We start from the raw sequence: 18,193 nt of genomic DNA on the forward strand, positions 1-18,193 counted from the left end.
TACACAACGTCAACCACACGTTGTACAAAACTTTTTTCGTGAGAAACATGTTGCTTACTCCGCTGCCTAAAACTGTTCACCATTCTATGCTCTGGTTAGTAAATCCCAATGAATTTCCTCCGAACTCGTACAACCTAAATAAAACCGGACGGTTGCTCGTGCTGGTTCTGACAACTGGTTAAACCATCCTACAGTCGTGTCATTATCGTGAGTACCCGTGTAAACTACACAATTGTGCGAATAACTAAACGGTAAAAAGCGTTTTTCTATTTGCGTGCCGTCGCCAAAGGCAAATTGCAAAATTTTCATCCCAGGAAGTTCAAAGCGATCGCGCAACGCCTCTACCTCGGGTGTAATCGTTCCCAGATCCTCAGCAATAATCGGTAAGTGACCTAACTTGTCGTTAAGTGCCTTAAAGAAAGCTTCTCCAGGGGCTTCAATCCATTCTCCATTCATGGCAGTGGTTTCGCCCTGTTTCACTGCCCAGAAAGCCTGGAAGCCTCGGAAGTGGTCAATGCGAATTAAGTCTACATAGTTAAGGATAGACTTGAAGCGTTGCAACCACCACTCGAAGTTCTCCCGCTGTAAATTTTCCCAGTTATAGACTGGATTCCCCCATAGTTGTCCTGTAGCACTGAAGTAATCTGGTGGTGTCCCTGCCATCAGTGCTGGTTCACCTGTCTCTCGATCTAGGCAAAAATTTTCGGGATGCGCCCAGACATCAGCACTATCATGTGCTACGTAAATAGCAATATCTCCTACAATTTGAATGCTTCTTTGATTGGCATAACGTTTTAGTTCTGACCATTGTTGGAAAAATTCAAATTGGAGATACTTGTAGTAAAAAGTATCCGTACTCAGATGTTGCTGCCATTGTTCGATCGCGGCTGGCTGTCTTCTAGCGATCGCTGGCTCCCAATGATTCCAACTAGCACCTTGGTGAGCATCTTTGAGTGCCATAAATAGAGCGTAGTCATCTAACCAGTAAGCATTGCGATCGCAAAATTCTGAAAACTCCTGTCGTTCAAACGATGTAGCATTTGCTTTAAAGTTTGAGCAAGCTTTTCGCAGCATCGGTATCTTTGTTGAGATCGCTTGCTCAAAGTCTACAGTTTCAGCATTAAACTCAGGTAAATGAGCCAAGTGAGCTTTTTCTAACAAGCCTTTTTTCTCTAACAATTCTGGACTAGTGAGCAGTGGATTTCCTGCCATTGCTGAATAAGAGGCGTAAGGAGAATTCCCTTTTCCCGCAGGTCCCAATGGTAATATCTGCCATAGTTGCTGTCCGCTATCCGCTAAAAAGTCAATAAAGCGATAAGCCTCTATACCTAAGTCTCCAACGCCAAATTGACTAGGCAAGGAAGTAGGATGCAACAAAACTCCGCTAGTTCGGCTGAAGGACATAATTAACCTCTAGTAGAATATGTTTACTCAATAGCAAATAGCTTTGTTTTTTGTCACCAATTGACTTAATTTTCCTCTTCGTTAAGAACTGTCAATATACTCGACTTGCAGCGTTTAATCTCGAACTTAAAAAGATTTAAAAGATCGCTCTTGAGAGATCCTTCTCAGCATGAATCGCAATCTACTCTGCGAGAACGCTGCGCGTATGAGAGCCTTCGCGTCTAGCAAGAGTAGGCTTTTTGCGCGATCTCAAATCAGCTACCTGCAAGAAATCTAATGTAAGATTATCAAGTAGGCAACATAGTTACAATGATTTAAGTTTCGTAGCAAGGTTGTCTTCTTTAGATTTTATTTATAAACTCTCTGTATAGCAATCCAAGTTAATTTACGAACTTTTTCCGTGTAGAGACGTTACATGTAACGTCTCTACACGGTTTCTATAAAAAGCTCTGATTTTATAAATTTATAGTTTGGCTTTATTTTTTAGACTTATTAACAAAAATCACTTAGTTTAAGCGCTTAAAAAGATTAAAAATTAGACTTTTTGTTTTTGGTTTTTTATAAGTTCTTTAGATGTTAAATCAATTTCTCAATCAAACTAAATTTAAAATAAACAATATTTATAATTAATTATATTCTAGCTAACAAACTCGCTAAAAAATGGATAGATTAGCTAGAAGAGGAACTATTTTATTCATACTCAACCGAATAGAATGAAGTAGTGCGATCGCATATTTTTACTCAGAAAACCTGACTTAAAACTTATTTATAGCATTTAGAGCTTCAGTCATTTTTCTGAGTCGTGGTAATCGCTGGTTGACGAGGACGGATATCTAACCCCTGTACGCCTAGATCTAGGCGAAAAATACCTCCTTGACCTGCTTCTGTCTCAACACCACCAGTTACAAAAAGACTTTTTAAATTTGCTCCACCAAAAGCACAATTACTAGTAGTTAGATTACCACTCGCATATCGACGAACTAACTGACCGCTAGAGTTCAGTACTTCTACATGGCGCGTACCGTAGTGAGCTATATAGAGATTTCCCGCAGCATCCAAGCATAAACCATCAGGCTTGTTATCGATTTCTCCTGCTTGTTTGACAGGTAAAGCAAATACTTTTTTCTCCCCCAGTTTTCCTGGCGCTAGCACATTGTAGACAGCTACTAAATTTTTATTACTTTCACTGACAAAAAGACGCTGGCGATCTGGGGTGAGGACAATTCCATTTGCAAAAGCAAGTCCGCTAGCTACCTGGTTGAGTTTACCTGTGGCATCGACGTAGTAGACTGCACCATTATGATTCTGAGGATTTAAGTCGCCTGAGTCAGTGAAATAAAAACCTCCTTGCGGATCGACAGTGATGTCATTGGGATATACTAACGGTTTGCCGTTAAACCGATCGGCAATTATTTTTAAGGGATTGCCATTAGCATCCAACTGTAGCACCGAATTTTTGGCAGCAACAATATGAGAGCCATCAGGCAGAATTTTGTGTCCGTTAACTCCTTGAACCTTAGCCCAAATTCGACTGGAGCCATCAGGCGATACAATCGTAATCGTTCCTGCTTTAGTTTGGGAAAAGTAGAAATTGCCCTGGCGATCGAAAACAATTCCCTCACTATATTTGTCACTTTGCAGGACTTTTTCTGGTGAGATAGTATGCGCTGCTGGTAATGTTTCTTGTGAGGTAGTTACTACAGCTCGATCGGAGACAAGATTCACATGCTCGGACATAGTAGATGGATTGTCTAGCTTGGTATGACTACAAGAAACCAACACTGTAGAGCTAAACAAGAGTGTAATTATTTTTCGCATGGTAAAAAATGTATGTAAGATGTACCTATTTGTGTCATAAACCTCGCTCCGATCTGCAAATTCTGTTATGCCCCATTTAAAGACGAGAGCGAGGGTAAGAGTGCGATCGCCTCTTTTGTCAATACACAGCGATTTACTGCTCGTGATAGTTCCACAGCAAACCACCATCAACAAAAAAGGTAGAACCAGTGATGTAGTCGGCATCAGATGAAGCTAGAAAAGCAACCACGGGTCCAATATCTTCTGGTTTACCCAAACGCCCTAAAGGAATATTTTGTAATAACGCTCCTAGCTTTTGGGGGTCATTTAAGAGATTAGTATTGATTGGAGTCTCAATTGCTCCTGGGGCTACATTGTTAATTGTAATTCCCAGCGAACCTAGTTCGACTGCCAAGTTTCGCATAACCATCTTCAACCCACCCTTACTAGCACAATAGGGCGTGAAATGCGGAAAAGGCAGTTCTTCATGCACAGAACTAATATTGATAATTTTGCCTTTGCGTTTAGTTTCAATCAAATGTTGCACGATCGCCTGGGTAGCGAAAAACGCACCTTTTAAGTTAACATTCAGCACTGCGTCATAATTGGCTTCGGTAATGTCCCAAAAATCAGTGTTCTTACCATCAACTCCAGCATTATTCACCAAAATATCCAGTTGACCAAAATATTGAATGCTTTCAGCAACTAGCCTGCGAACATCACTAACTACTCCCAAGTCTGCCTGAACGATATAACCTTTGCGTCCAGTTGCTTCTACTTGTTTTAACGTAGCTTCTGCGCCTTCTGGATGTGAGCGATAGTCAATGACTACATTTGCTCCTTCCTTGGCAAGGCGGACAGCGACCGCGCTACCAATCCCCTGACTGCTACCAGTCACAAGTGCAACTTTACCTTCAAGTTTCATAACTTTCTCCTTGTTGTCCGAAAAACATCAACTTTAGTAGGGCTGCAATAACCGCAGTTGGCATGATGGCAGGGAATGTCTGATGTATGAAAAAGCTTGCTACAGTAGGATTTTCCAGTACCAATAATTCCCTGTCGGTACAGAAGTGCAGCTAAAGCAGCCCCAAGAGGTGGAGCAATCCAGTAAATCCATTGATCCTGCCAAATCGAAATCAGGGCAGCTGGAGCAAAAGAGCGGGCTGGATTCAGACTAGTGCCAGTCAGTGGCGATTCGGTAGATACCAGAAAAGCAACTAGCGCCCCGGCGATCGCACCAGTCCAAGGCATAATGGACGAGTTGACTGAGATTAAAATTGTCAACATCAGCAAAAATGTAATGCCAACCTCAATCCCAAATCCCATGACCGGTGATATTCCTTTCCCCAACAGAGTTGCACCCAGATGAACGCTGCGAGCAAAGTCAGACCACAGTAGGAGTACTAAAGCAGCACCGATCGCAGCCCCAATAAACTGCATGAAGGCATATGCTAAAGCATCGCGGGTAGAGATTTTTTTCATTAGCCAGAAGCCCAAAGTGACTGAGGGATTGAGATGTCCTCCAGAGCGTTTGCCTAATGGCGAGTAAGCGATCGCCGTTCCTCCCCCAGCAAAACATAAAGCTGTGAGACATAAGCGCACGTTAGGGTTGGGGATTAACTTGACGATTGGGGATTCTGGGCTAAAATTCCAGCAAACCCAAGAGAGACCGTTGAATATCATTAAGGTTGTGCCTACCAGTTCTGCCAGGTAAGCAGGGATAGCACTGGGTCTGCTACTGGCAATCCTACGTTTCATCTCAGGTTCCTCAACTCGTTAAGTTATAGGTTGGGCAATGCTTTTAGTCACTAAACTGTTAAAGGTTGGGCTTGTGCTTCTGGGCATTTAGAGTTGCTCGTGCGGCGATCGCTATATTCTCCACACTGTTGAATCAGTTTGGCGACTAATCCCGTCCAGCCAGTTTGATGGCTAGCACCGATTCCCGCACCGATGTCGCCATGAAAGTATTCATGAAACAAAATTAGGTCGTGCCAGTGAGGATCGGTTTGGAACTTTTCAATCCCGCCGTAGACGGGTCGTTTGTGAGACGAATCTTCCAGAAAAATTCGCACCAGCCTTTGGGACAATTCAAATGCAACTTCCCAAAGTGTCATCATGCAACCAGAGCCAGTAGGACACTCTACTTTAAAATCATCTCCAAAGTAGTGATGGAACTTTTGGAGCGACTCAATAATTAAGTAGTTGACGGGAAACCAAACCGGACCGCGCCAGTTAGAATTTCCGCCAAACATACCAGTGCTAGATTCTGCTGGCTCGTAGTCCACGCGATACTGATATCCATTGGTTTCAAAGACGTAGGGATGAGACTCATGAAATTTGGAAACTGCACGAATACCGTAGGGGCTTAAAAATTCGCTTTCATCCAAAATTCTTTTCAGAATGCGCTGGAGTTTTTCACGATAGGCGATCGCCAACAGTCTTCTTGCCCCTACTCCAGGTGATTCCATGCAAGCAACATTTTGGCGTAGATCTGGGCGATTTCTAATAAACCATTCCATCCGTCGTTTGAAACCGGGGAGGCGCTGCAACATTTCTGGTTCCAAGGTTTGAACGGCAAATAGTGGAATGAGTCCTACCATCGAACGTACTTTTAACGGCAACCGATCGCCATTAGGTAGATGCAATGCATCATAATAAAATCCATCAACTTCATCCCAAAGAGAGATTTCCGTCTTACCAATGCCATCTATTGCATCAGCAATGTAGAGAAAATGTTCAAAAAATTTGCTGGCAATATCTTCATAGGTAGAGTCTACTTTTGCTAGTTCCAGAGCGATCGCCAGCATATTCAGGCAATACATTCCCATCCAACTCGTGCCATCCGCTTGATTAATACGTCCACCCGTAGGAAGTTCGGCGCTTCTGTCAAAGACACCAATGTTATCTAATCCTAAGAAGCCGCCTTGAAAGACGTTATTGCCTTCAGCATCTTTCCGATTTACCCACCAAGTAAAATTCAGTAATAATTTTTGAAACACCCGCTCTAGAAAATTCGTGTCGGCACGACCGTACATTTTACGTTCAATCTGATACACGCGCATGGTAGCCCAAGCGTGAACGGGCGGATTTACATCACTAAAAGCCCATTCATAAGCTGGTAGTTGACCGTTAGGGTGCATGTACCATTCCCGCGTCAAGCGACTCAACTGACGCTTGGCAAAGTCTGGATCGATCGCCGCTAGTGGAATTACGTGAAAAGCCAAATCCCAAGCGGCAAACCAAGGATATTCCCACTTGTCCGGTATTGAAAGAATGTCATCGTTAAATAGATGAATCCACTCACGGTTTCTGCCATGCCGTCGTTCGGCTGGTGGTGACGGATTTTGGGGATCGCCGTTCAGCCACTCATGGACTACATAGTAATAATACTGTTTGCTCCATAACATACCGGCAAACGCCTGTCGTTGGACGTTGCGTTCATCTTCTGAAATGGAGAATGGACAAATTCGATGATAAAATTCATCTGCTTCTGAAAGCCGAGTTTGCAAAATTTCGTCAAATTGAGCTTCAAATGGCTGAATTAAACTCGACGAATCGCTGAGGCGTAGCCGCACAGTTTTGGTTTCGCCTGCTCCAATTGACAATGCATAATGAGCCGCACTTTTAGTACCAACCCGATTTGGGTTGACTGCTGCTTTTCGACCTTCTATTATGTAATCGTTGATTCCATCTTTAACGTAGGGAGAAGTATTGCTGGTTCCAAACAATTTCTCAAAGTTAGTTTCATTGTTTGTAAATAGCAATTCTGGTTTCCCGTCACAATACAGCCATCTATCTCCCAATGTTGGATGGATAGCTTCAATAACACTGAAATCGGACTCGGATTTAACGACTTTAAGAATTGGTTTTTCTTGGTGAGAATCCCAAGACCAAGTATTCCGAAACCAGAGTGTAGGCAATAGATGTAGAGTTTTTGCTTCCGTTCCTCGATTAACGATACTAACTTGAATCGCAATATCTTCCGGTGAATTCTTAGCATACTCAACAAAAATATCAAAGTAGCGATCGCCTGCAAATATGCCCGTGTCGAGCAGTTCATGCTCTAAATCCTGACGACTTCGACGTTGATTTTCCTCAACGAGTTGCTGATAAGGGAAAGCTTGTTGAGGATATTTGTACAAACACTTCATGTAGGAGTGCGTGGGGGTGTTATCCAAATAAAAGTAATATTCTTTGACATCTTCCCCATGATTGCCTTGATTTCCCGTCAGACCAAACATTCTCTCTTTGAGAATTGCATCTTCTCCGTTCCACAGGGCGATCGCAAAACAAAGGCGTTGGTGGTTATCAGAAATTCCCGCAATTCCATCTTCTCCCCAGCGATAAGCGCGAGAACGGGCGCGATCGTGAGGAAAGTAATCCCAAGCTTCCCCAGTCGCACTATAATCTTCTCGCACAGTTCCCCACTGTCGTTCGCTCAAATAGGGTCCCCAACGCTGCCAGTGAGCGGTGCGTTCGCGAACTTGTTGCAATCTTGCTTCTTCTCGGGTCATATCTTTCCTGTCTCAATACTAGAGCTAATATTCATTGGCTAGCGATGACAATATAGACGGCAACTACCGAATGCAAATCGGCTATACAAAATCTTCAGCAATGATTGTTTCTATATTGCGTTCTGCTAAAGCCGCAATAGTAAAAGAAGGATTTGTGATAGCCGTATAGCCAGGAATCATCGCTCCATCCATGACATAAAGACGTTTGTATCCAGCGACGCGCCCGTAGCGATCGCAGGCTTTTCCTAGTGTCGCTCCTCCTAAAGGATGCCCAGAGATAGAATTGATAAATTCTGATGTAGGTTGACTGGTAGAGGTCGTATTTTTTTCATCAAGAATTTGAGCAGTTAGCTTGACAGCATCCAACTGAGCATTGTCTTGAGTCCAGTTCAAGCGGACAGAATCAGTAGATGCGTTATATGTAAATGTCCCTGTTTGTCGAGGTATACCTAAAGCGAGTAACTGTAGCGTACCATCAGCTGCATTTGCATCTGGAATATCCTCAAGAACAGTTGCACCAAGGGGGTTATCTAGGTGTTCCAAAACTACACATGCTGGTCCTCCCTTACCAGATACAGATGGTGATAAGTTGCTACGAGTTACAATCGCATCTCCATTACCTCCCCAATGTTTGCCAACTTCATCGTTTAATTTTGGTAATAAGCCCGTTGCTTTAGATCTAACTAAAAGCTTGGAAGTTCCAACAGAACCAGCTGCTAAAAATAAATAGCGGCAAGTAAAAGACTTCTGAGCGACGACTGCTCCTGATGTGTCAATTTGAGTACATAAAACTCTGTATCCATATTCAGGTACTTCAGTAATATCTGTAACTAGATGTAATGTTAAAACATCTAATAATCCAGTTTGCTCTGCCTGAAATAGGTAGTTACGATCCAGGCTATTTTTAGCCCCACTGTTAATACCATACCAATGATTACCTAGAATTGCAGAAGGTGTCTTTGTTCCTTCTATTTCTTGGCGAATTATATTCCAATCTACTGCAAGATTATATGGATATGTAGGAAAACCTGCTCTGTTTCCTTGTTCGATTAATAACCTAGCGCGATCGTAGTAAGGACTTGCCAAAATATCATCAGGAATGCTTGCGGGTTGTAGGAGCGATCGCACGCGCGGATAATAAACTGCATCCAATTCATCATAGTCCACAACATCAGGAGAAAAAATACCGCTGAAGATTTCGCGCCTAGGTTGGTAAGTAATCGCGTTATAAACTAACGATCCACCTCCAAAGCCAGCCCCATGCAAGATATTAATTCCATTTTCTTGAGAAAAGTCTAGCACTCCTGTAAACGGATCGACGGGAACTCCATTCCATGTCGTATTACTTAACCAGGCAGCTCGACCATCTATTTGTTGAAAAGTAGCAAAAGTATTTCCATCATCTCTAATGGGCCAGCGGATTCCTCGCTCTATCATCAATGTTCTAATCCCAGCTTGTGTTAAGCGCAGAGCCGTAATCGCTCCGCCAAAACCGCTACCAAGGACTAGAGCTTCTACGGCTTCATCGGGAACATTTCGATCTTGGGCGCTCGCGCGATAAATACTGGCTAGCGGACTTAGGGCAGCACCAGCAGAAATAAGTGCAGTAGTTTGCAGAAAGCGACGACGGCTGCGAAACCTGTTCTTCATAGTTCCTCAATTTATGACGTTCGAGTTCTGAGATTTCTAAGCAAAGCGGCTAGCAGTTTCAAAGTTAACAATTTCTGTTTCGAGGAAAGTAACAACGCTAACTAGACTTACAAAACATGTATTTTCTATACTACAAACATCAAGCTTTTTAACTTTTTCAAAGATACATAGCCTTTGCTTTTGTTTGCCGAGGTATTTTCTTTACCTAAACACACTGAAAATCCCAAACTCATCCGAAGTATATTTATCAATTTTTTTTTAGAGAAGAGACAAAAATTAGAATTAAGTTTGCATTATTTTGATTTTAACGCTCAATATTTTTTTTAACATTTCCTTAAGATTGCGAATTAGAATCCTTTATAGCCATTTTCAGATAGATAAGATATGCAGAACCATAAAAAAACATATTACAATTATCCTCTAGATTAGAATACACAAATTTTAATTTTATAAAACAATTATTTTTTCATCAAATAAACAAAACTCAAAACTTTTTGGAACAATTCAAATCAAATAAAATCAAGTTTTTAGTCAATCCTCTAAAAATATTGAATCAGAGTGTTGAAGACTACGAGCGCTTTTTAACATTTTTCACACTCTATATTAGTTTTATTAAGTTATTAAGTTCGTCAGCAAATGTTTCTAAAAAAGTAGCTTGTATAACGTTAGGACCTCGATAATGAGTAGCTCCTAAAGAATACAAACTAGCTCCGAAAGTTCAACCATTGTGTTCTTACTTCATGTTACATAAGCTTTTCAGTATCAAACATCGGCTAAAACTCAATAGTCTTTTGCACAACGCTTAAGTATCGCGCCAAAATGCCGAAGCTTAAACAAGCAAGCGATCGCAACTGAAGAACCGAGAAAAAAGCTATACCCGCTTATCCATTTTTTTCTTGCTATACAGCTAACAAAAACTTCAATCTAATCCGATGAAGTTAGTTCAAATGAATACTGCTTTAGAGGCAGTTTGTACAAATTTTTAGGTTTTTACTGAACCTTCAATTGCTGAGCAGAATCAGCAAATGTCGTAAAAAAATAGTCAGGAAGAATAATGATTCTAACTACAGCTACACAGCAAGTTGAGCTAGCGAAGACTAAGTATCAATTGGAGCCAGGATGCCAACATCCCTTGGGTGCAACGCCAAATTCTGAAGGAGTCAATTTTGCAATCTTTTCAGAACATGCCACCTCTGTAGAACTTTTGTTATTTGAGAATCATGACGATCTTGAACCTGCACAGATTATTCAATTAGATCCCAGGGTAAATAAAACTTTTCACTTTTGGCATGTTTATGTTAGAGGGTTGAAACCTTGCACTTACTACGCATATCGGGTTGGTGGATCTCAAGACATACAAGCAGGACATCACTTTAATGAAAATAAGGTATTGCTCGATCCATACGCGAAAGGAAATACTAATACGCTTTGGAACCGCGTCGATGCTATAGGAACAAAAGATAACATAGCTACCTCAATGCGTAGCGTAGTCGTTGATATATCGGATTATGACTGGGAAGGCGATCGCCCCCTCAACCGACCCATGAGTGAGACGATCGTTTATGAGCTTCATGTTGCAGGATTTACTAAGTCCCCTTCTTCAGGCTGTCAACACTGCGGTACTTTCTCTGGAATTGTCGAGAAGATTCCTTATCTAAAAGAGTTGGGGATCACGGCTGTTGAACTGATGCCAATTTTTGACTTTGATGAAAAAAATATTTTTCGAGAGGTTGACGGTAAGCCACTAAAAGACTACTGGGGATACAATCCACATAGCTACTTTGCACCTGAAGGTTCATATTGTACCTCGCCAGAAATAGGGAGCCAGATCCGAGAGTTTCGAGATCTGGTTAAGGCACTGCACAAAGCAGGGATTGAGGTGATCTTGGATGTAGTTTTTAACCACACGGACGAGGGCAACCATGACGGTCCTACGATTAACTTTAAAGGACTTGACAATAGCATTTACTATCACCTAGTACCGTTCAACAAGTATTACTACATGGACTATTCTGGGTGCGGAAATACTGTTAACTGTAACCATCCTATGGTGGAAAAGTTAATTGTAGATTGCCTGGAATTTTGGGTGAAGGAAATGCACGTTGATGGTTTCCGATTTGACGAAGGTTCTATCCTCGCCAGAGGTCAAGATGGAGTACCTTTAATTCATCCACCAGTCATATGGCACATTGAAACCTCTGAAATCTTAGCCGATACCAAAATTATTGCAGAAGCATGGGATGCTGCTGGGCTTTATCAAATTGGCTACTTCCCTGGTTATCGATGGGCAGAATGGAATGGACGCTACCGAGATGATATCCGACGCTTTGTCAAGGGAGATTCAGGACTAGCAGGATCTGCTGCTTGGCGAATTGCTGGCAGCGCCGACCTCTATCAAGCTAGTGGGCATCTACCAATTAATAGCGTTAATTTCATCACTTGCCATGATGGGTTCACTCTCAATGATTTAGTTTCTTACAACAATAAATACAATGAAGCTAATGGCGAAGGTAATCGCGATGGCATTAATGATAATTTGAGCTGGAATTGTGGTGTTGAAGGAGAAACTGAAGATAGAGAAATTGATGCATTGCGTCGGCAGCAAATTAAAAACTTTGCAGCTATTCTTCTACTGTCGCAGGGCGTACCAATGATTGTGGCTGGCGATGAAGTCAGGCGTACTCAACAAGGTAATAATAATGCCTACTGTCAAGATAGCGATATTAGTTGGTTTGACTGGAGTTTAGTGGAGAAGAATGCTGATATATTTAGGTTCTTTAAGCTGGCGATCGAGTTCCGTAAATGCTATTGTCAATCTGCTTTACGCCGTTCCCAGTTCTTCAGTGGCGATGTCAATGAGCGTGGTTTAGCAGATATGTCTTGGCACGGCACAAAGTTGTTCAATCCAGGATGGTACGATCCTCATTCTAGAGTTCTTGCCTTGACTTTAGGCGGTTTTGAAGGAGAAGTAGATATTCATATCATGTTCAATATGTACTGGGATACTTTAGAATTTGAAACTCCCTCAATTCAGGGTAGGAATTGGTACAAAGTCATTGATACTGCGGAACCTTCCCCGATGGACATCATGGAGTCAGGAAAAGAAATCTTGGTTTCAGGCAATGTTTGTCCTGTTAAAGAGCGTAGTGTAGTTGTTCTCATTTCCAAATAGTTAGCAGAACATCAATTTCCCTCAATGGAGATATTCAATGAGTAATATGGGTTTTTCATTTTCGGACTCGCTCGCTGGATACGTGACAGAATTCGACTCAAGCAGAAACACTTTTAACCTGAAAACTTCTGATGGTAGAAATTTTGAGGTAGTATTGACCTCAACAACTTACGCAGAAATGGTACGCAATCTGGGAGAACCATATTATGACTGTACTAGCCAAATGCAGTCAATGCTTATCCCCGATCGCTATCTTTTTGCCTATGGCATCTTCTATCCTGAAGCAGATCGGAATAAGTTTGAAGCCAAACACGTTGTCTTTCTGGGTCGGACAGAAAACGAGTATCTGTTTGAAAGACCGGACTGGTGGGTAAAACAGATCCGAAATCTTGCCAATTTTTATCTGAAGGCACAGTTTGAAGATGGTGAAATTGACTATCGGAAATATCGTACTGGAATCGGTTTAGTGGGTTCCAAAGAAGATTCCAATCGTCAGGAAACTGATACCATTTCTCGCCTAGTTTACGGTTTCGCCACAGCATACATGATGACTGGTGACGATCGCTACCTAGAAGCGGCGGAAAAAGGTACTGAATATCTGCGCGAACACATGCGTTTTCTCGATGAAGGCGAAGAAATCTGCTACTGGTATCATGGTGTTGATGTGAAGCCAGATGGTAGCGAACAGAAAATATTTGCCTCAGAATTTGGGGATGATTATGATGCGCTGCCAGCATACGAGCAAATTTATGCGTTGGCTGGTCCCACCCAAACTTATCGGGTGACAGGCGACCCACGCATCATGAACGACATTGAATTAACTGTCAATTTATTTAACCGCTATCTCCTAGACAAAACAGACAAAGGCGGCTTTTTCTCTCACATCGATCCCATTACCCTCAGCCCTTATGCCGAGACTTTAGGGAAAAACCGCGCTAAAAAGAACTGGAATTCAGTTGGCGATCATGCTCCAGCCTATTTGATCAACCTTTGGTTAGCAACTGGCGAAGACAAATATGCCGACTTCCTTGAGTATACGTTTGACACCATTGAGAAACGTTTCCCAGATTTCGACAATAGCCCATTTGTGCAGGAACGTTTCTATGAAGATTGGAGCCACGACACGACGTGGGGTTGGCAGCAGAACCGAGCAGTGGTGGGTCATAACCTCAAAATTGCTTGGAATCTGATGCGAATGAACCACTTGAAACCAAAAGAAAGGTATACTACTCTAGCCGAAGAAATTGCCGAAATTATGCCAGATGTTGGTAGCGATCGCCAACGTGGAGGCTGGTATGATGTCGTAGAGCGCAGTTTGGAACCAGGACAAGAAGTACACCGCTTCGTCTGGCACGATCGCAAGGCTTGGTGGCAACAAGAGCAAGCTATTTTAGCTTACTTAATCCTAGCTGGTTCCCTTGGTAATACTGAGTATCGACGTTTAGCACGGGAGTCAGCAGCTTTCTATAATGCTTGGTTCCTCGATAACCAGTCTGGTGGTGTCTACTTTAATGTCTTGGCAAACGGAATTCCTTATCTAATGGGGACTGAGCGTGGCAAAGGTAGCCATTCGATGAGCGGCTACCACTCGTTCGAGTTAGCTTATTTGGCTGCGGTTTACACAAATTTGCTAATCACGAAACAGCCAATGGACTTATACTTTAAGCCCAGACCAGGAGCATTCAAAGACAACCTTCTGCGAGTTGCACCAGATATTCTGCCACCAGGTAGCGTGCGGATTGGTGAAGTATGGATCGACGACCGATCGTATACTGATTTTGATGCTGACCAACTGACTGTCAAATTGCCTGATACTCGCGATTCAGTGAGAGTCAGAGTCAGAATTCTGCCGATTCAGGTTTTCTTTGATGCCGCTTTACTGGAAGTCGCTGATGGGACTGCCAAGATTTCATTAACTGGCTTACTAGATGTAAATGCAATACCAATTCTGGAAGCAGAGTTAGAAAAGGTACAAACACAGCCACTCAAACGCCTCGTCTTTCTGTTACAAGACTTAAAGTGTATCTCTAGTGCTGGACTGCGTTTTCTGATTTTCACAAAGCAAAAGCTAGGTTCTGACGTTCAAATTCATATAGTTGGCGCGCAGGAAAATGTGAAGAATTACCTCAAGATGAGTTCATTCTGTCAAGGCATTACTTTGTCAAATCTGTATGATGTGACTGAAACAGCCAACGTGTATTTAGTTCCCTAAGAATCACTGCCCATCTGTATGACGAAAAACCCTGACACCAAATAATTTCTGAGTTAGTGCTTAGTTTTTGGTAAACCAGATTTTGCATGTGTTTCCTGCCTGTTGTCATACCATTACTATACTGTGTGGGAACATTTGACCAAGCAGGGACACTTGCATCGAAAATTTCGCTGCTGGTCGTAACGCGACTAGGTTATGAAGGAGTAACTGTGGCTAATCCTGTTCTGCTAACTTTAGACGACGATCCAGGAGTTTTGCGAGTGATCGAGCGCGATCTCCGACGCGAGTATGGTAGCCGATTCCGAGTCATGCGATCGGAATCGGGTTTAACAGCTCTGAAGGCACTGCAACAAGTTAAGTTACGCAGGGAAATGGTGGCACTATTCTTGGTAGATCAGCGGATGCCAGAGATCGCAGGGGTAGAGTTTCTCGAACAGGCGATGGAACTTTTTCCAGATGCAAAGCGGGTCTTGCTAACTGCATATGCGGATACCGATGCTGCCATCCGCGCCATCAACACAGCAAAGATTGATTACTACCTTCTCAAGCCATGGGACCCGCCACATGAAAAACTATATCCCGTGCTGGACGATTTACTAGATGATTGGATTTCGTCTTGTCGTCCGCCCTTTGAAGGTTTGCGAATTGTGGATTCGCGCTGGTCGCCCCATCTGCATCAAATCAAAGATTTTTTGGCTCGCAATCATGTGCCTTATCAATGGCTGGACATTGAGGCAGAAGCAGAGGCACACCAATGGGCTAACTACACCGAATCTGGTGCTGCAAATTTACCACTAGTATTATTTCCCGATGGTTCTCACTTAATACAACCGACAAATACGCAAATTGCCCAGAAACTCGGATTGCGAACCCATGCCCAAATGCCATTCTACGACTTAGCGATCGTTGGTGCTGGTCCAGCGGGTTTAGCAGCAGCAGTCTACGGAGCGTCTGAGGGATTGCGAACCGTGTTAATTGAAAAAGAAGCCCCAGGCGGGCAAGCAGGAACGAGTTCTCGGATTGAGAACTACTTGGGCTTTCCCGTTGGACTGAGTGGAGCGGATCTAGCCCGACGTGCAGTAACTCAAGCCAAACGGTTCGGCGTGGAGATTCTCTCGCCACAGGAGGTATCTGGTGTTCGAGTCGCCGATCCCTATCGTATTTTGACACTGAGCGATGGCACAGAGGTTTGCTGTCATGCAATACTTATTGCTACTGGTATCTCGTATCGCAGACTTGATATACCTGGGATCGACAATCTGATCGGAGCTGGCGTATATACTGGGGCAGCAATGACTGAAGCACTCTCTTGCTTAAATCAAGAGATTTACATCGTTGGCGGGGCTAACTCAGCCGGACAAGCAGCAGTCTATCTTGCTAAATACGCTAGTCGCGTCAGAATGCTAGTGCGCGGTGATTCTCTCGCTAAAAGCATGTCCCAATATTTAATAGAGCAGATCTCAGCGACGGAGAACATTGAAGTTAGGGTACGCTCTAGCATTGCCCAGATTCATGGTGAAAACTGCCTAGAAGCAATTACGATTGCTGATGCCCAGACAGGCGAAAAGCAAACTGTTCCGACAAACTTGCTCTTTGTCATGATTGGTGCTAAACCACGTACAGATTGGTTAGATGGCATCGTGGCAAGAGACGAACAAGGATTTATCTTGACCGGAGCAAGTTTAAACCGTAATGGATGCTGCAACAAAGGATGGACGCTCGATCGCGAGCCTTTTCTGCTCGAAAGTAGCGTACCTGGCATCTTTGTGGCTGGAGATGTGCGTCACGGTTCGGTGAAGCGCATTGCTTCAGGGGTAGGAGAAGGTTCGATTGCCGTTCAGTTCATTCATCAATACCTGAGTAAGATGTAATTATGCTTGATGCCTTAAGACAAACATCGCTCTTTGCAGAACTCACAGACGAGCAATTGCAATGGTTAGCCGAACGCGGTAGCCTGATTCAGCTAGCTGCTGGAGAGTATCTAGCGCTTGAAGGAGAGCCGCCGAAAAATTTCTATGTGCTTGTGGAAGGCGAAATCCAGCTGACAAAAAAAGTTGGTGACATAGAAAGGCATATGATGACCTTTGGACCAGGAACGTATACAGGTCACGAGTTAATTTTATTAGATATGCCTTACTTTGCTAGCGGACGGGCTACAAAAGCTAGTCGCGTGTTTAAATGGGACACACATGCTTTCTGGCAAATGCTAACCAGATGTCCTTCGATTACACGCGATCTGCTGGTCATAACAGCCCAGCGGACGCAAATCTTGGAAACAACATCACGACACCACGAAAAGCTGCTTGCACTAGGTACTATGGCAGCTGGTCTTGCCCACGAACTTAATAATCCAGCAGCAGCGGTCAGTCGAGGTGCGAAGCACATGCACGAATTATTCCAAGAATTGCTCTTGCTGGCACTCAGTCTGAACCAACAGCAGATGACAAGTACGCAAATGGCTTTTCTGGCAAACATTCTGCAAGACGCGATCGCGCGTGCCACAATACCACTACAGTTAGATCCGCTCGTGCAAAGCGATCGGGAGGATGAGATCGCTATCTGGCTTGAGGCAAACGGCGTGGAAGATAGCTGGAATCTCGCTCCTACTTTGGCAGTAGCAGGACTGAATACAGAATGGCTAGATGTTGTCATAGAACATGTGCCTACTCAATCCTTGGGTAAAGTACTGACCTGGATCGAGGCAACACTGACTGGACTGGGGTTATTAGACGAAATTGAGCAGAGCGCAGGACGTATTTCCGAGCTAGTCAAAGCAGTCAAAGAGTATTCATATATGGATCGAGCGCCAATGCAGGATTTAGACGTACACCAGGGAATTGAAAGTACGTTAATTATGCTAGGTCACAAACTTAAGGGTGGTGTAGCTGTGTCGCGCGAGTACGATCGCAGCCTGCCTACTATTTGCGCTTATGGAAGTGAGTTGAACCAAGTTTGGACTAACTTGATCGACAATGCGATCGATGCAATGGGCGGACGCGGACAAATCTGGATTCGCACAGCGCGAGACAATAATGATTTGCTCGTGGAGATTGCTGACAATGGTCCAGGCATTCCGCTAGACATTCAAGGGCGTATCTTCGAGCCATTTTTTACTACCAAGGGTGTGGGTCAAGGAACTGGCTTAGGTTTGGTTATTAGCTATCGAATTATAGAGAAACACACAGGCGACATCCGCTTTCATTCCGAGCCAGGAAACACTTGCTTTCACATTCGCCTGCCGAGCGCTCCGTGTCAAGTGCGAAATCGTCAGGAAAACTCAAGTATTCAACTTCCAAGTACTCAACTTTCATCAATCTTAGTGAGTGGCGAGTTAGGCTAAAAAGTTAGCCGCGCAGCAATTGTGTAAGGGCATTGTCAATTTAACAGGAAAAATTCAAAAATAAGCACGACGATCCCTGAGTGATGGTAATCGCTCAATTGACG

10 protein-coding genes are annotated in these 18,193 nt (G+C 43.4%); 4 read left to right on the forward strand and 6 right to left on the reverse strand.

Annotated elements, in window-relative coordinates:
• Positions 1 to 84 precede the first annotated feature (84 nt).
• The 6 genes from malQ to H6G17_RS28125 all read right to left on the reverse strand — a co-directional run bounded on the left by malQ (position 85) and on the right by H6G17_RS28125 (position 9,365).
• Positions 85 to 1,404: a 4-alpha-glucanotransferase gene (gene malQ, locus H6G17_RS28100; RefSeq protein WP_242038637.1), complete on the reverse strand. Its 1,320-nt coding sequence runs from the start codon at positions 1,402 to 1,404 to the stop codon at positions 85 to 87.
• A gap of 783 nt (positions 1,405 to 2,187) precedes the next feature.
• On the reverse strand, positions 2,188 to 3,141 hold the full coding sequence (locus H6G17_RS28105) for an SMP-30/gluconolactonase/LRE family protein (protein WP_242038638.1): 954 nt from the start codon (positions 3,139 to 3,141) through the stop codon (positions 2,188 to 2,190).
• 214 nt (positions 3,142 to 3,355) lie between these two features.
• Complete coding sequence (locus H6G17_RS28110) at positions 3,356 to 4,126, reverse strand: glucose 1-dehydrogenase (RefSeq protein ID WP_192161853.1); 771 nt, start codon at positions 4,124 to 4,126, stop codon at positions 3,356 to 3,358.
• Positions 4,123 to 4,959, reverse strand: a complete 837-nt coding sequence (locus tag H6G17_RS28115; RefSeq protein ID WP_192161854.1) for an aquaporin — start codon at positions 4,957 to 4,959, stop codon at positions 4,123 to 4,125. Before H6G17_RS28115 ends, H6G17_RS28110 begins: the two co-directional genes overlap by 4 nt.
• 50 nt (positions 4,960 to 5,009) lie before the next feature.
• Positions 5,010 to 7,715, reverse strand: coding sequence for a glucosidase (locus H6G17_RS28120; RefSeq protein ID WP_192161855.1), 2,706 nt, complete (start codon positions 7,713 to 7,715; stop codon positions 5,010 to 5,012).
• Positions 7,716 to 7,796: 81 nt separating this feature from the next.
• Positions 7,797 to 9,365, reverse strand: a complete 1,569-nt coding sequence (locus H6G17_RS28125; RefSeq protein ID WP_192161856.1) for a GMC oxidoreductase — start codon at positions 9,363 to 9,365, stop codon at positions 7,797 to 7,799.
• A gap of 1,054 nt (positions 9,366 to 10,419) precedes the next feature.
• Here H6G17_RS28125 and glgX point away from each other — a divergent pair.
• From glgX to H6G17_RS28145, 4 genes are all read left to right on the forward strand, one after another.
• Positions 10,420 to 12,537, forward strand: a complete 2,118-nt coding sequence (gene glgX, locus H6G17_RS28130) for a glycogen debranching protein GlgX (RefSeq protein ID WP_192161857.1) — start codon at positions 10,420 to 10,422, stop codon at positions 12,535 to 12,537.
• A gap of 37 nt (positions 12,538 to 12,574) precedes the next feature.
• Complete coding sequence (locus tag H6G17_RS28135) at positions 12,575 to 14,749, forward strand: AGE family epimerase/isomerase (protein ID WP_192161858.1); 2,175 nt, start codon at positions 12,575 to 12,577, stop codon at positions 14,747 to 14,749.
• Positions 14,750 to 14,958: 209 nt separating this feature from the next.
• Positions 14,959 to 16,620, forward strand: a complete 1,662-nt coding sequence (locus H6G17_RS28140) for an FAD-dependent oxidoreductase (RefSeq protein ID WP_192161859.1) — start codon at positions 14,959 to 14,961, stop codon at positions 16,618 to 16,620.
• A gap of 2 nt (positions 16,621 to 16,622) precedes the next feature.
• Positions 16,623 to 18,089, forward strand: coding sequence for an ATP-binding protein (locus H6G17_RS28145; RefSeq protein ID WP_192161860.1), 1,467 nt, complete (start codon positions 16,623 to 16,625; stop codon positions 18,087 to 18,089).
• Positions 18,090 to 18,193 lie beyond the last annotated feature (104 nt).

The organism is Chroococcidiopsis sp. [FACHB-1243] (assembly GCF_014696895.1).
Lineage (GTDB): Bacteria > Cyanobacteriota > Cyanobacteriia > Cyanobacteriales > Chroococcidiopsidaceae > Chroococcidiopsis.